Raw genomic sequence first — 14,190 nt, forward strand, 5'->3', positions numbered from 1 at the left:
TTATCGCCGCACGCAGACACAACGAGGCCGGCCGGGCTGCGACCTGCAAATCGGCTTGACGCGGCGGGGCGCTCTTGGGACGTTGTGCGTGCACCGACGACAAAGGGACTCACCGTGGATCAACTCAATCGCCGCAAGGAACGTCAGGGCGATCGCGCACTGCTCGATCAGATTCTCGACGAAGCCAAGGTGGCCACCGTGACCACGGTGGTCGACGGCTTGCCGTGGTCTGTTCCGATGCTCTTCGCTCGGCACGATGACGAGATACTCTTGCACGGTTCCACAGGAGCGGGCGCTCTGCGACACATCGCCGCAGGTGCCCCGGTGGCGCTGTCCGCGTTCATCGCCGACGGACTCGTGGTGGCCGACACGCTCTTCGATCACTCCATGAACTACCGGTCCGCCGTTGTTCGCGGTGTCATCGAGAAGTCGTCGCTCGACCCGGCGCAGGCCCTGACCGCCCTCAGCGACAGCATTCTCCCGGGCCGCAGCGCCGAGGTCGCGCCCCACACGAACAAACAACTCGCCGCCACACTGGTGCTGTCACTTCCCATCATCGATGGGCAATGGATCACGAAGGCGCGCAAGGGCGGCCCCGGTGACGACGATGCTGCCGGCTGGACCGGCGAGGTGCCGATGCGAGTGGTCTACGGCGAGCCAGTCACCCATACCGGCGGTGACGTTCCCGAGTCGGTGCGGCGGTTGGGGTGATTGGGCGGCCGCCCAAATTCGCTCCACTTGCCTGCCTTCGAGCCTGTTGCACCGGGCTCGAACGCATATAGGTGGAGCGAATTCGGTCGGCGGGTCAGAGGCCGGGTCGAGCTCGGACAATTGTCAGACCCCTCTTCTACAATCGAACACATGAGCGAAACGGCCGATCTGATCGCCGCCATCCAGCAACTGGATGCCGGCGCATTGGTGGCCGTCCGCGAAGCCGTCTCGCAGCGGCTGCTGGTGGTGCCGTTGTCGTCGATGACGGACGACGAGGTGGTCGCGGCCACCGCCATGGTCGAGACGGGTGCGCGCCGAGATGATGCCGTGAAGATTCGATGGGCGGTGGAACTGCGTGAGCGTGGTGTCGCGGCAAAACGCGGGCTCAAGCCGGCCAGGTTTCTGTCGACACTGCTGCGGCTCACCCCGTCCGAAGCCAGTGCGCGCAGCAAAGCCGCTGAGCGAGTGGGGTATTGGCACGAACTCAACGGAGAACTGCGGCCCGCCGCGTATCCGGCCGCAGCCGCGGCGATGGACGCCGGTGACATGGAGTTTGCGCACTACCGGGTGATTCATCGCGCTCTGACCAAGTTGCCCACTTCTCTGCGGACGCCAGAACACTGGTCGACCATCGAATCGGATCTGGCAAACCAGGCCTGCGCGCTGTCTCCAGATCAACTGGAAAGCGTTGCGCAGCGGTTGCTCGCCTACCTCAACCCCGATGGCGAGTACACCGACGACGCCGACCGGGCCCGCCGTCGCGACCTGACGCCGGGGCGCCAAGACATCGACCACATGAGTGGGATCTCCGGGACGCTGGATCCCGCGACTCGTGCACTCTGGGACGTTGTCGCGGCGAAATGGGCGCAGCCAGGCATGAACAACCCTGAGGACCCCGAATCACCCGGCGGCGACGCCGATCTCGTTGACAGCACGGTTCTCGCTGCTGCCGCCGAACGAGACAACCGCACACAGGGTCAACGCAACCACGACGCGTTCAAGAAAGATGCTGGAGACGGTCGTCGGGTCGGGCACCCTCGGAAAACACCGCGGACAGCCGGCCATCGTCGTGGCAACGATGACGCTCGACGATCTGGAGGCCGAGACCGGCATTGCCACCACCGCATCGGGAGGCATCCTCCCCGTCCGGGATGCACTCGCACTGGCAGGTAGCAACCGAAAGTTCCTTGCGCTGCTCGACAACGCACACCGGCCGCTGTTTCTCGGCCGCGAAAAACGTCTGGCATCGGCGATCCAGCGAATCGCATTGATCGCGGCCGAACGCGGATGTTCGCGACCCGGCTGCGATCAGCCTGCCACCCGGACCGCAGTGCATCACATGCACGAATGGAAAGACGGTGGACGCACCGACATCACCGTCCTGACGCTCGTATGCGACGGCGACCACGCTCAGGTCCACGACGGCGACGGTGGCTGGATCACCGAGATCATCACCTCCGGAACCGGTCCCACAGAGTGGGTTGGGCGCGTCGGATGGCGGCAACGTGGCACCGACGACGCGCTGACTCCGAACGACACGCATTTCCCCGACCGGCGATACCAGCGAATGGTGGCTGAACGGCGCGAAAAAGAAGAGGCTTACGCCGCATGGTTTCGCCGGCGAGCGAAAGACGAACTCGCCGAGCAACAGTGGCGGATCGAGCACCCGATCTGGCATCGAGAAGAACAACGCTGGCTCGACGAGGTGGCACATCTACCCGACCCCTCCCCACCTCCGGAGAGTTGGTACAAGAATGTCGCATAGACGGCTGGCCGAAACTGGTTCCGGCAGTTCAGATCTCGACACCACCGATGCGCCGGAGGCGTTCCGTCCGCCACCCAGCGCGGGCTTCAACCGTGCTGTCGTCCAACGCCTCGATCTCGGCGGCGAGCCGGTCACCCAGCTCCGGCAAAAATCCGTCCAGCGCGGCCTCGGGGACCACCACATCCACGATGCCGGCGGCGTGCAGATCGGTCGCACGGATTCCCTGGCTCCGTGCCATGTCGGCTGCGTGGTCGGTGTCCCGAAAGACGATCAGGCTGGCGCCCTCGGGCGGCAGCGGAGACAACCACGAGTTCTCCATGGCCACCACCCGATCCGCAGGGAACAGTGCCAGCGCGGCTCCCCCAGCTCCCTGACCCAGCAGCACCGCCACCGTCGGCACCGTCAACGCAGTCAGCTCCGCAATGCAATGAGCGATCTCGTTTGCCAGGCCCGACTCCTCGGCGTCAGCGGACAGATCGGCGCCCGGAGTGTCGATCACCGTCACCAGCGGCAGATGCAGACTCTGCGCCAACCTCATACCCCGGCGGGCCAGCCGCAGATCAGCCGGTCCCACCAGCGAGCCGGGCACCTGACGGTTGCGGTCCTGCCCGACCACCACAACCGAATGCCCACCGAAGCGCGCCAACGCGAGAATGATGCCGCTACGCGAATCCAGTTCGCCGCCACCGGCCAGTTCCATCGCCTCGTCGGCCGACTCGCGCAGCAACTGACTCACGCCTGGTCTGCCGGGATCCCTCGACTGCTCCACCACATCCCAGGCCGACGACTCACCCACAGTCCCCTCGGACAGTCCCGGCGCAGCAGTCGGCCCAGAAGACGGCCCGGTCGGCCCGCGCCGGGAGTGATCGGCGTCCACCAGCGGGTCGACCAGAAGCCTGATGATGCGTGATGCGGTTGATCCCAATTCGTCCACCGCCACAACAAGATCCACCAGACCGTGTGAACGCAGGTTCTCCGACACCTGGACGCCCTCGGGGAATGCCTCGCCGTACAAGCCCTCGTACACTCGCGGGCCGAGAAAGCCGACAAGAGCGCCCGGCTCGGCCAACGTCACATGTGCCAGCGAGCCCCACGACGCGAACACCCCACCGGTGGTCGGATGACGCAGATACACCACGTACGGAAGATGGGCGGCCTTGTGATCTACGACCGCCGCCGTGATGTTCACCATCTGCAGAAAAGCCGCAGTCCCCTCCTGCATCCGCGTTCCGCCCGACGCCGGAAGGGCGAGCAACGGCAGACCTTCAGCAGTCGCTCTGCGGATCGCCGTGACCACGCGACGTCCCGCGTCACGGCCGATCGACCCACCCAGAAAACCGAACTCACTGACAACAACGGCCACTCGCACGCCGTTGACATGCGCTTCACCGCAGATGATGGACTCGTCGAGTCCGGTCTTCTCGCGGGCCCGACCAATGTCCTCTGCGTACCCGGCATCGTCGGGAAGCGCAGTGATCTGCGAGTCCCACGGGTGCCAACTGCCCTCGTCGACGAGCTTGGCCAGCAATTCCGTCGCCGAGGTGCGCTCGGGTCGATCCGTCCGATCAGTCACCCATCAACCGTAGAACTCTTGCCCACGATTGCCAGGGCAGATGGCAGATTCCTCGACCGACATCACCGGCACAGAACACAGCGGTCAGAAGTACTGGGCACCACCATCGACCGAGACGTGTTCGGCAGTCATGAACGACGACTCGTCCGACGCCAAGAACGCGACCACGTTCGACACCTCCTCCGGGTCCGCTGCGTACTGATTGAGAAACGGTGTACCCATGGGCGCCAATCGCGGATTGGCTGCATTGGTCTCTTCGATGCGGGCCACCATGTCGCCCGACCCCATCGGCGTGGCGACCGCGCCGGGGTGCACGCTGTTGACCCTCACATTGTGCGCACCCAATTCGGCAGCGAACGCCCGGGTCATGCCGGTGACGGCATGCTTGCTGGTGGTGTAGTGCACCATGAACGGCTGCACCTTCTTTCCGGCATACGAGCTGATCAGGATGATCGACCCGCGTCCGCGCTCGACCAGGTGAGGCGCCGTCGCCATCACGGTGTTCCACACGCCGGTGACGTTGATGTCCATGTGATCGCGGAACATCTCCGGGGTCGCCTCGTCCCAGATCGCCGGGATACAGATCCCGGCGTTGGCGACCACGACGTCGAGTCCACCCAGCTGGGTCACCGCATCGGCGGCGAGGGACCGTAGCCCCTCGAGGTCGCGAACATCCCCCTGGCGAAGAAGTGCTTTGCGACCCTCGGCCTCGACCAAGCCCGCCGTCTCGGCGAGATCGGCCGGCGTCGCCGAGTCGTACGGCACACCCGGCAACGGCCCGGCAAGATCAACACCCACGATGTCGGCGCCTTCACGTGCGAGCCGCACCGCATGCGCGCGACCCTGTCCGCGGGCCACTCCCGTGATGAATGCGACCCTGTTCGCCAGCCGTGTCACTACGCCCACCAATCGTTGTTCCCCGCGGCACGCGTCGCGAGTGCTCGAACCGACTGTAATTGGCCTGCATGAGCTGAACCGCCGTGTTTGCTGAGATGCACTTAACTTCGGCCTGAGTCGAATCCTTCCGCGGTATCGCAAACCAGCGAATGCTCACCGGCATGAGATTCGACGGCATGACTATTTCCACCGAGGTCCCGTGGTGGGCCGGAACACGGCGATGTACCGGCGCGACTGCCGGACAGTCATGACGTCCCCGCATCGTAGTCACTCCGTATTCGATTATCGAACAACATCATTCGCACAAACACAGGAGATCGTTGCATGAGCAACACCAACCGTTCCGTCGCCATCATCGGTGCAGGCCAAACAGGCGTCTCGGCGGCCGTCGGCTTCCTCAACGCAGGATTCGACGTGACCGTCTACAGCGAGCGTGATCAGCGGAGCCTGCTGCACGACGTATCCGCCACCGGTACCGCGGTGACGTTCGGCCTGTCCCAGCAGTCCGAAACCGCCTTGGGTGTCGACAACTTCGCCGGCCGGGCGCCGCAGGTCACCGGGATCAGCGCTCGCACCATCACGGGCAGCGGGCACGACTACACCGAGCTCCTCGACTTCGACGCCGAGTTCCCCGGATTCGAGGCGATTGGTGTCGACACCAGGCTCAAGGTCGACGAGCGTCTCACCCTGTTCCTCGAAAAGGGTGGTCGTTTCGTGGTCGAGAATGTCGATCCGGGCCGACTCGACTCCATCGCAGCCGAGAACGACCTGACCTTCGTCGCCACCGGCAAGGCCGGACTGTCCAGCCTGTTCAGCGTCGACGAATCACGATCGCCGTACAAGAGCCCACAACGCAGCGTCCTCCTGCTCACCGTGGCCGGGCTGGGTCACGACCCAGATGTGTTCGCGCACCGCAGCCCCGCGGGCCCGAAACACCAGGCGTTCAACTTCGCCGACCAGGGCGAGGGCTGGTGGGGCCCCTACCTGCACAAAGACGCCGGACCGTCATGGTCGTTCCTCGGGTGGGCGCAACCCGGCAGTGAATGGGAACGCAGATTCCAGTCGGTCACCGACGCACACTCTGCGCACAAAGTAGTCATCGACTTGCATCGCGAATACTTCGATTGGGACCTGCCCGAGGTGCTCAGCACCCAGGTCATCGAGGAGGACCCGCACTCCTGGATCCAGGGAGCGGTCACGCCCACCGTGCGAAACGCGCTCGGACACACAGCAAGCGGACACCGCGTGGTTGCTCTGGGCGATACCGCTGTGGCCTACGACCCCATCACGGGCCAGGGCGCGCAGAGCGGGTTCATCCAGGCCGCACAGTTCGTGGCCGCCGCCAAGGACCACGAGGGTGAGTTCGACGACGCCTGGATCACCGCCACCTACAACAACTTCCTGACCAGCCGTGTGGACGCCGCCAACCTTGCCACCCGGATCTTCCTGCGCGACCCGGTGTTCCAGGAATACGCTTCGGTGCTGTTCCCGGCCGCGGCAACCAATCCGAAGTTCGGCTCAGCGTTGTTCGGCCTGCTCTCGGATCCGTCGCCGGTGCTCTCCATCAACTCCGTGGACGACGCCAAGTCGCTGATCACCCAGGTGACCGGCGAGGACGCCGACTCCATCCTCGCGAAGTTCGAACCGGCAGGAAGGTTCTCACGGTCGACGTACCGTTCGCTGACCCCGGTCGGCTGACCATCTGAAGCACCCGACGGGGGCTGAACAAACCGACGATGGCGGCGATCCGTGATGGATCGCCGCCATCGCCCGTTATTGTCAGCACCATGACTGTCGAAGAGCGGCGAGCGGATCTGGTCGACGCCGCGCACCGCCTCGCCGCGCGCGGCCTGGTGATCGGCACGGGTGGCAACCTGTCGGCGAGGGTCGGCGACCAGGTGGTCGTCACCGCCAGTGGCGCTGTTCTCGAGTCGCTCACCGCGGACCAGTTGGTGGTGACCGACCTCGACGGGCACGTGGTCGAGGACACCGATCACGTCCCGACGTCCGAGCTGCTCCTGCACCTGGAGATCTACCGCTCCACTGACGCGGCCGCGGTCGCGCACGCCCATCCGGTGGCTTCCATCGCGGTGGCCAACCTGGTCGATGAGCTGCCTGCGGTGCATTACACCGCGGCGTTGGTCGGCGGCGCCGTGCGCGTGGCGCCCCACGAGATCTTCGGCACCAGGAACTCACCGACGCAGTGGCCGAGGCGCTGACCGAGCGGACTGCCGCTTTGATGCGCAACCACGGTTCGGTCGCCTACGGCCCTACTCTCGAAGCAGCTTGTGAGCGCATCGAATTGGTGGAATGGCTGGCCGAGATCTACCTACGCACAGCCGCCGTCGGCGATGGCGCCGTGCTCAGCCGAGACCAGCTGATCGCGGTGGCCGTCGCCGCGGCGAACCGCGGCTACTCACCGCTACCCAGGAGATGATGCATGCAGGTCGTGACGTTCGGTGCCCATGTGCTCGATGTGGTTGTCCACCCGGTTGATTCGATACCTGACGGCCAGGGCGCGGCACTTGTTCCCCACATTCGGTTGGTGCCCGCGGGCCCGGCCGGCGGCACCGCCATCACGCTGGCCAAACTCGGAGCGGTGGTGTCGACGGTCGGCGCAGTGGGTCGCGACGACTCCGCCGATTTGCTCACCACCATGCTGCAGCGTCGCGGCGTGGTCACCGAACACCTTCTGCGAGTGGACGGTCAACCGACGTCGATGAGCGTGTTGCCCATCCGCAGCAACGGTGATCGACCCGCCCTGCACATGCCCGGCGCCAATCTGGCCTACCCGCTCGATCGAGTGCCGCTGGACCTTCTCACGTCCGCGGATCACGTGCACATCGGCGCGCCCGAGCTGCTCAACCCATCGGAACTGGCGGGCGTACTCGAACGAATCCGGGCTGCGGGCGTCCGCGTCTCGGCCGACATCTTGGCGCCGGGTGATCCTGGCGTGTTGTCGTGGATCGAACCCGTTCTGCCACACCTGGATTACCTACTGCCGAACGACGAGCAGGTGCTGGGCTTCACGGGTGCCACCGACCTGGTGGACGGTTGTCGCGCCCTCATCGACCTGGGTGTGGCCTGCGTCGCGGCCACTGCCGGCGCGGACGGCGCCTGGGTTGTCACCGGCGACGGTGCCGAACACGCCGCAGCCACCGATGTCGAGGTTGTCGACACCAGTGGCTGCGGGGATGCGTTCTCGGCCGGGTTCATCGCGGGCCGTCTCCACGACTTCGGCCTGCTGCGGTCAGCGCAACTCGGTTGCGCGGTGGCCGGAGTGGTCGCCACCGGGCTGGGCAGCGATCACGGCGACTTCGACTGGGAATCGGCGACAGCCGGCCTACCGGCCTGAGCTTGCCCCCGGCCTACCGGCCTGAGGTCATCCCGACAGATCCGTCAGACACCTTTGACGGCGTCGGCAATGGGGGTCTGACCACCGGTGAACTCGACCGTGGTTCCGACACTGGACTGCGTCTCGAGCACCGCAGCGAGGACCTCTGCCACATCGTCGCGGGACACGCTGGTTCCGGCTTCGGCGCCGCGTTCCTTGGTGGCGATACGGCCCGTGCCGGGCTCATCGTTGAGAGCGCTTGGTCCCACGGTCGTCCAGAGAAGTGTGGTCTTGCGCAGATGCTCGTCGGCTGCCGCCTTGGCCTCGGCGTAGGCGTGGAACGAATTGTCCTCGGGTACACCATGATCCGGTCCGGCACCGAAGTACGACACCTGGACGTAGCGGGTGATGCCGGCCTGCTGCGCCGCGTCGATGCTGCGGATGGCGGCATCACGGTCGACGGCGTACGTGCGGTCGGGGTTGCCGCCGCCGGCGCCGGCAGAGAACACCACGGCGTCGTGGCCCTTGATGGCCTCGGCGATCTCGTCGGTCGAGAGGTTTTCCACATCTGCGATGACCGGGGTGGCCCCGGTCTGCGTGATGTCGTCCGACTGGTCTGGATTACGGATCAGGGAGCTGACCTGATGTCCCTGACCGGTCAGAATCTTGGCCAGCTTGAGCGCGATCTTGCCGTGGCCTCCGATGATGGCGATTCGTGACATGCATCGTTCCCTTCGTCGTTGATGGGCCCTGCGTGTTGGAGCACTGAGGAGCACAACAAGAACAGCCGGCGAGGCATTCCGGCAGTTGCGACGGGAAGACCGACAGCTCCACCCGTCCTTGTCGCAGAACGGGTGGAGCTGACGAGCAGAGCAGGCGCTACTTCTGGGCAGGCGCTACTTTTGGGCAGGCAACACGTGTTCACCGGTCTTGTCGCAGGACAGTGCCAGCGAGCTGATGTACTGCTTCTCACCGTTCGGGCCGGGTTTGTTCGATGCGAGCATGTCGGGGCGCTCGAACTCGATACCGGTCACCGAGCACAGCAACTTGGCGTCGGACGGGTTGCCGTGTTCGTCGAACATCGGCAGGTCGATTCCGTCGTCGGTGCGTCGCAGGTAGTACTTGCCCTTGGTGATCACCGCGATGATCGGCGGCAACACCAGCGCGAGGATGGTTGCCACGATCGGCGAGTACGGCTGGATGGCGTCACCGAAAGCGTGGAAGTACACCAGCACCGACAGTCCACCGGCGAGGATCACGCTGATGAACCCGACCGGGTTGAAGTTGTACAGCATCCCCCTGCGGAACTCGGGCACCTTGGGCGAGAGCTTCAGGACGTACTTGTTGAACACGATGTCCGAGGCCACCACGACGATCCATGCGATGGCGATGTTCGCGTAGAAGTTGAGGATGTTGTTCAAGAAGCTGAACATGTTGGCTTCCATCAACACCAGAGCGATCGCGACGTTGAAGAAGACGAAGAACAGTCGACCCGGGTAGGTCTTGGTGATGCGGGTGAAGCTGTTGGTCCAGGCCAACGATCCCGAGTACGCGTTGGTCACGTTGATCTTGATCTGCGAGATGACCACGAGGATGACGGCGAGGGTCATCGCCAGCCAGTGCGGCATGAACTCCTCGTAGACCGCGAGGAACTGCTCCACGGGTTCGTTGGCGACGCCGGCCTGGTCGGCGAAGTTCATGATCAGGTAAACGGCCAGGAACAGGCCCACGATCTGTTTGATCGCACCGAAGAACACCCAGCCCGGTCCTGCGGTGATCACGGCGATCCACCAGCGACGCGAGTTCTCAGGTGTCTTGGGAGGCATGAACCGCAGGTAGTCGATCTGCTCGGCGATCTGGGCGATCAGCGACAGACATACACCGGCGGCGAGCATGATGCCTGCGAAGTTGACGCCGTGGCCGCCCTGGGCGTCGGTGCCACCACTGAATGCGAGGAAGTCTCCGATCGCATCAGGGTGCTTGATCACGAGGTAGACAAACGGCAGCACCATCATCACCAGCCACAGCGGCGTGGTCCACACCTGCAGTTTTGCCAGTGTGTTCATGCCGTAGATGACCAACGGGATCACCATCACCGATGAGATGAGGTAGCCCAGCCACAGCGGGATGTGGAGACCCAGCTTGAGGCCCTGCGCCATGATCGAGCCCTCGAGGGCGAAGAAGATGAACGTGAACGACGCGAAGATGACGTTGGTGACCACCGAGCCGTAGTAACCGAAGCCGCTGCCACGGGTGATCAGGTCGAGGTCGATGTTGTACCGGGCGGCGTAGTACGCCAGCGGGTAGCCGGTGAGGACGATGACCACCGCGAAGATGAGAATGCCCCACAACGCGTTTCCCGTGCCGTTGGCGATGCCGATGTTGGCGCCGATGGCGAAGTCGGCCAGGTAGGCGATGCCACCCAGAGCCGAGGTGGCGACCACCGCGGGCCCCCACTTGCGGTAGCTACGGGGCGCGAAACGAAGGGTGTAGTCCTCCAGCGTCTCGCTCATCGCGTTGATGTTGGTCGGCAATTCCCCCGCGGCTATCGGGTCCACCGTTTTGTCTGCAGACATATCTCTCCCTCGCGTAATGCCCACGTTTCCTCTGAACCAGAGACTGCGAGGAACGTAAGGCCGCCGTGTATCTGGGAGGCTGCAGCTGTGTTACCACCACGAAAACCCGCTTGAGCCGCAGGTATTGTCGAGGGGTCGTGCCGAGGGCAGTTTGGGAAAGCAGCTGCGGGAAGCGGCTGAGGGCAGAGCTGAGGAGGCCTCTACTTCCCGATGAAGTTCGGCTGACGCCGCTCGGCCCGGGCGGCGCGGCCCTCGGCCATGTCCTGGCTCTGCCAGGCCCTGACCATCGCTGCGACGTGGTCGGGTGCGGCCTCGTCGCGAGCACCGTCGTCGCCGAGAACCAGCTTGTAGTGCTGCAGGGTCAGCGGGGCCAGCGCGGCGATGCTCGCGGCCCACTGCTGCGCCTCAGCTAGATCGCCGATCCGATTGGCGAAACCGACGGCCGCAGCCCGGTCGGCACTGAGCGAGTCACAACCGATCAGGATGCCCGCCGCATCACCGGCACCGACCAGCGAGACGAGACGCTTGATGGTCCATTCATCAACTGTCACACCGATCTTTGCGGCGGGGATACCGCACCACGCCGACGGCGACATCACCCGCAGATCAGCGGCCATCGCAAGCTGCAGTCCGGCCCCCAGCGCGGCACCGTTCAGCGCGGCGATCACCGGTACCGGGATGCTCTCGACAACCCGGAGCATCGCCAGCAGTTCGTCGAGGAAGGTCTGTTCGTAGACCGGGCCGGACAGATCCGCGCCCGCACAGAACACGGTTCCCTGACCGGTGAGGACGATGGCCCGTACACCTGACCCCGCCGCGTCGGTCATCGCCACCGACAGCGCTTCCACCAGTTCGTAATTGAGTGCGTTCCGCCTCCGCTCACGCTGCAGTTCGATGGTCAGCACATCGCCATCCCGGCTGGTCCCAATCATGGGCGTCAGCGTACCGCTATTGTTCGACAGGTGAACTCCAACGCCTTCGGAGGCCGGGCGCGTACCGATGTACTCGTCATCGGCGCCGGGCAGGCGGGCCTGTCGGCCGGGTATTACCTGGGCAAATACGGCCTCGGTGATCGAACAATGATCGTCGACCACTCCCCCGGGCCCGGCGGCGCGTGGCAGTTCCGTTGGCCGACATTGACTTTGGCCGGGGCCAACAATGTGCACGACCTTCCCGGCTTCGGCCTGTCGGAAGCGCTCGGCGTCGAATGCGACCAGTGGCCGGCGTCCACGGCGGTGCCCGATTACTTCGATCAGTACGAACAGCGGTTCGGGCTCGACGTGCGTCGACCTGTCGACGTCCGATCGGTGTCGCTCGACGGCGACGACTTCCTGGTCTCGGCTTCTGATGGCTCACAGCTGATGGCGCGCACCGTGATCAACGCAACCGGAACCTGGGATCGGCCGTTCATCCCGTACGTGCCGGGTATCGAGGCGTTCACCGGGACACAACTGCACACCCACGACTACAAGAGGCCGACCGATTTCGACGGTAAGCGAGTTCTCGTGGTGGGAGCCGGCATCTCCGCCATCCAGCTGCTGATCGAGATCGCACGCAATGCCGAAGGCGCACAGACCTTCTGGTGCAGTCGCACCGAACCCCAGTTCAGCAGTGCCCCGTTCACCCCCGAACATGGCCGGGCCGCAGTGGCGCGTGTCGAGGAACGGGTGCGCGCCGGGCTTCCGCCCGGGTCGGTGGTGTCGGTGACGGGGCTGCCCGAAAACGACGCGATACGCGCCGCACGCGCGGACGGCATCCTCGCGTGGCGACCGATGTTCACCCGCATCACACCCACGGGAGTGTGCTGGGACTGCGGGACACCCGCGAACGGCGGTGGAGGTGGCGGGGGCGGTGGTGATCATCTGGATGTCGACGTCATCCTGTGGTGCACCGGCTTTCGGAGCGCCCTGGACCATCTGGCGCCACTGAAGTTGCGGGCTCCGGGCGGCGGCATCGTGATGACGGGCCGGCTGGCAACCGTCGTGGCATCCACTCCTCGTCTGCAACTACTGGGCTATGGCCCGTCGGCGTCCACCATCGGCGCCAACCGCGCGGGCCGCGAAGCAGCCCGGGTGGTGCAGGACATTCTCGCCTGACGCACCCTGCCGGCTGATGCCGCAGCCGCAACCGCAGGACAGTGACAGTCGCAGTGCACTGCAACGTTCAGACCACATTCCGCCCGAAATCCGGCTACTCGTCAGCTGAGATGGTCAAATCGATCTACAGCGGGTCGGGCCGAGGTGAGGTGTGCGATGCGATACACGGACAGCAGACGTGGCCCGGGTCGATTCCGGAGTTTGTGCGCGGCGGCAACGATTTCCGTGCTCCTCGCCTTCATCTCGGTTTCGCCAGCGGCTGCCGACAGCAGCGAGGGATCGGACAGCGCCCAAGGATCAACTGCGTCGCTGTGGGAAGTACCCACCCGTCCCGGCCCGGCACAGAACACGCATCATGAGGCCTCCCGCCATGTCGGCGACCACCCGGGCTCGGTGCCACCGGGCGTGAACGACTTCGCCTGCACCCCATCGCCGACGCACCCGCGGCCGGTTCTTCTACTCCACGGCACTGATTCGAGCGCGTACTCCGATTTCGCGAAGATCGGCCCCCGGCTCGCGGCCGAGGGCTTCTGCGTGTTCGCGGTGAACTTCGGCGGGCGTGCGGGTGGCGACAACTTCGGCACCGAAGACATCGTGGAGAGCGCTCGGCAGGTCGGCGACTTCGCGGCTGAGGTACTGCACGAGACGGGAGCCACCAGGCTGGACATCGTCGGGTATTCGCAGGGCGCAACGGTCGGCCGGTATTTCGTCAATCGGCTGGGTGGGTCGACGATGGTCGGGCACTGGGTGGGTCTGGCATCCCCGTCGTACGGCAGCTCCCTGTACGGCTTGGTGCCGATTGCCGCCCGGATCCCCGGCGCGCTCGACGTCGCGGCCACCGTGATCCCACCTGAGCTGGTCTCCACCGCCCTGTGGCAGCAAGTTCAGGATTCGCCGCTGCTCGCCGAACTCAACAACGGCGGCAACGACACGGTCCCCGGCGTCGGGTACACCACCATCGGCACCCAGGTGGACGAAGTGATCCAGCCGTCGGCAACCGTCGCGCTCAAAGGTGCCGGCGCAACAAATCTGTTCATCCAGGATCGCTGTCCGGCCGATCTGAGCGGCCATTTCCGCCTGCCTTACGACGACTACGCCGTCGGGCTTGTACTCAATGCCCTGGACCCGGCTGCGGCGGCACCCACCTGCACGCCGGTGGCGCTGGGCACGGACATCCTCGAGATGGTGATCGCAGAAAACTCCTGAGTCTGGCGATCACAAAGCACCCTCCATATATG

General features: G+C 65.1%; 11 protein-coding genes and 2 pseudogenes. 8 read left to right on the forward strand and 5 right to left on the reverse strand.

Annotated features, from left to right (window positions below; translation table 11 throughout):
- The first annotated feature begins 114 nt into the window (after window positions 1-114).
- From KXR83_RS07170 to KXR83_RS07180, 3 genes and pseudogenes are all read left to right on the forward strand, one after another.
- Window positions 115-711, forward strand: a complete 597-nt coding sequence (locus tag KXR83_RS07170) for a pyridoxamine 5'-phosphate oxidase family protein (protein ID WP_437424233.1) — start codon at window positions 115-117, stop codon at window positions 709-711.
- A gap of 294 nt (window positions 712-1,005) precedes the next feature.
- A pseudogene (locus tag KXR83_RS07175) lies at window positions 1,006-1,924 on the forward strand (DUF222 domain-containing protein); the annotation flags it as partial.
- A gap of 126 nt (window positions 1,925-2,050) precedes the next feature.
- Window positions 2,051-2,476, forward strand: a complete 426-nt coding sequence (locus tag KXR83_RS07180) for a hypothetical protein (protein ID WP_437424463.1) — start codon at window positions 2,051-2,053, stop codon at window positions 2,474-2,476.
- A gap of 28 nt (window positions 2,477-2,504) precedes the next feature.
- Here KXR83_RS07180 and KXR83_RS07185 read toward each other — a convergent pair whose 3' ends face one another.
- Both KXR83_RS07185 and KXR83_RS07190 read right to left on the reverse strand, forming a co-directional pair.
- The gene (locus KXR83_RS07185; protein WP_437424234.1) at window positions 2,505-4,049 is read right to left on the reverse strand and encodes a carboxyl transferase domain-containing protein; all 1,545 of its coding nucleotides are present in this window, start codon (window positions 4,047-4,049) and stop codon (window positions 2,505-2,507) included.
- A gap of 84 nt (window positions 4,050-4,133) precedes the next feature.
- Window positions 4,134-4,946: a mycofactocin-coupled SDR family oxidoreductase gene (locus tag KXR83_RS07190; protein WP_437424235.1), complete on the reverse strand. Its 813-nt coding sequence runs from the start codon at window positions 4,944-4,946 to the stop codon at window positions 4,134-4,136.
- Between the two features lie 324 nt (window positions 4,947-5,270).
- Between KXR83_RS07190 and KXR83_RS07195 the strand changes: the two genes are divergently transcribed.
- The 3 genes and pseudogenes from KXR83_RS07195 (at window position 5,271) to KXR83_RS07205 (ending at window position 8,301) form a co-directional block, all read left to right on the forward strand.
- Window positions 5,271-6,644, forward strand: a complete 1,374-nt coding sequence (locus KXR83_RS07195; protein WP_437424236.1) for a styrene monooxygenase/indole monooxygenase family protein — start codon at window positions 5,271-5,273, stop codon at window positions 6,642-6,644.
- An 89-nt stretch (window positions 6,645-6,733) separates the two neighbouring features.
- Window positions 6,734-7,383, forward strand: a pseudogene (locus tag KXR83_RS07200) (class II aldolase/adducin family protein).
- 3 nt (window positions 7,384-7,386) lie between these two features.
- On the forward strand, window positions 7,387-8,301 hold the full coding sequence (locus KXR83_RS07205) for a carbohydrate kinase family protein (RefSeq protein WP_437424237.1): 915 nt from the start codon (window positions 7,387-7,389) through the stop codon (window positions 8,299-8,301).
- Between the two features lie 44 nt (window positions 8,302-8,345).
- Here KXR83_RS07205 and KXR83_RS07210 read toward each other — a convergent pair whose 3' ends face one another.
- The 3 genes from KXR83_RS07210 to KXR83_RS07220 all read right to left on the reverse strand — a co-directional run bounded on the left by KXR83_RS07210 (window position 8,346) and on the right by KXR83_RS07220 (window position 11,788).
- Window positions 8,346-9,002, reverse strand: coding sequence for an SDR family oxidoreductase (locus tag KXR83_RS07210; RefSeq protein ID WP_437424238.1), 657 nt, complete (start codon window positions 9,000-9,002; stop codon window positions 8,346-8,348).
- Between the two features lie 174 nt (window positions 9,003-9,176).
- Complete coding sequence (locus KXR83_RS07215; protein WP_437424239.1) at window positions 9,177-10,856, reverse strand: purine-cytosine permease family protein; 1,680 nt, start codon at window positions 10,854-10,856, stop codon at window positions 9,177-9,179.
- A 200-nt stretch (window positions 10,857-11,056) separates the two neighbouring features.
- Complete coding sequence (locus tag KXR83_RS07220) at window positions 11,057-11,788, reverse strand: enoyl-CoA hydratase (protein WP_437424240.1); 732 nt, start codon at window positions 11,786-11,788, stop codon at window positions 11,057-11,059.
- Window positions 11,789-11,818: 30 nt separating this feature from the next.
- Here KXR83_RS07220 and KXR83_RS07225 point away from each other — a divergent pair, with 30 nt between their 5' ends.
- On the forward strand, window positions 11,819-12,952 hold the full coding sequence (locus KXR83_RS07225; protein WP_437424241.1) for an NAD(P)-binding domain-containing protein: 1,134 nt from the start codon (window positions 11,819-11,821) through the stop codon (window positions 12,950-12,952).
- Between the two features lie 156 nt (window positions 12,953-13,108).
- Window positions 13,109-14,158: an esterase/lipase family protein gene (locus tag KXR83_RS07230; protein WP_437424242.1), complete on the forward strand. Its 1,050-nt coding sequence runs from the start codon at window positions 13,109-13,111 to the stop codon at window positions 14,156-14,158.
- The last annotated feature ends 32 nt before the right edge of the window (window positions 14,159-14,190 follow it).

The organism is Williamsia muralis, from assembly GCF_051487485.1.
Taxonomy (GTDB): Bacteria; Actinomycetota; Actinomycetes; order Mycobacteriales; family Mycobacteriaceae; genus Williamsia; species Williamsia muralis_B.

Excerpts from the sequence above, each read along its gene's own strand:
- KXR83_RS07210 (WP_437424238.1), bottom strand. The coding sequence starts at position 9,002 with ATGTCACGAATCGCCATCATCGGAGGCCACGGCAAGATCGCGCTCAAG.
- KXR83_RS07180 (WP_437424463.1), top strand. The coding sequence starts at position 2,051 with ATGCACGAATGGAAAGACGGTGGACGCACCGACATCACCGTCCTGACG.
- KXR83_RS07230 (WP_437424242.1), top strand. The coding sequence starts at position 13,109 with ATGCGATACACGGACAGCAGACGTGGCCCGGGTCGATTCCGGAGTTTG.
- KXR83_RS07195 (WP_437424236.1), top strand. The coding sequence starts at position 5,271 with ATGAGCAACACCAACCGTTCCGTCGCCATCATCGGTGCAGGCCAAACA.
- KXR83_RS07215 (WP_437424239.1), bottom strand. The coding sequence starts at position 10,856 with ATGTCTGCAGACAAAACGGTGGACCCGATAGCCGCGGGGGAATTGCCG.
- KXR83_RS07205 (WP_437424237.1), top strand. The coding sequence starts at position 7,387 with ATGCAGGTCGTGACGTTCGGTGCCCATGTGCTCGATGTGGTTGTCCAC.
- KXR83_RS07220 (WP_437424240.1), bottom strand. The coding sequence starts at position 11,788 with ATGATTGGGACCAGCCGGGATGGCGATGTGCTGACCATCGAACTGCAG.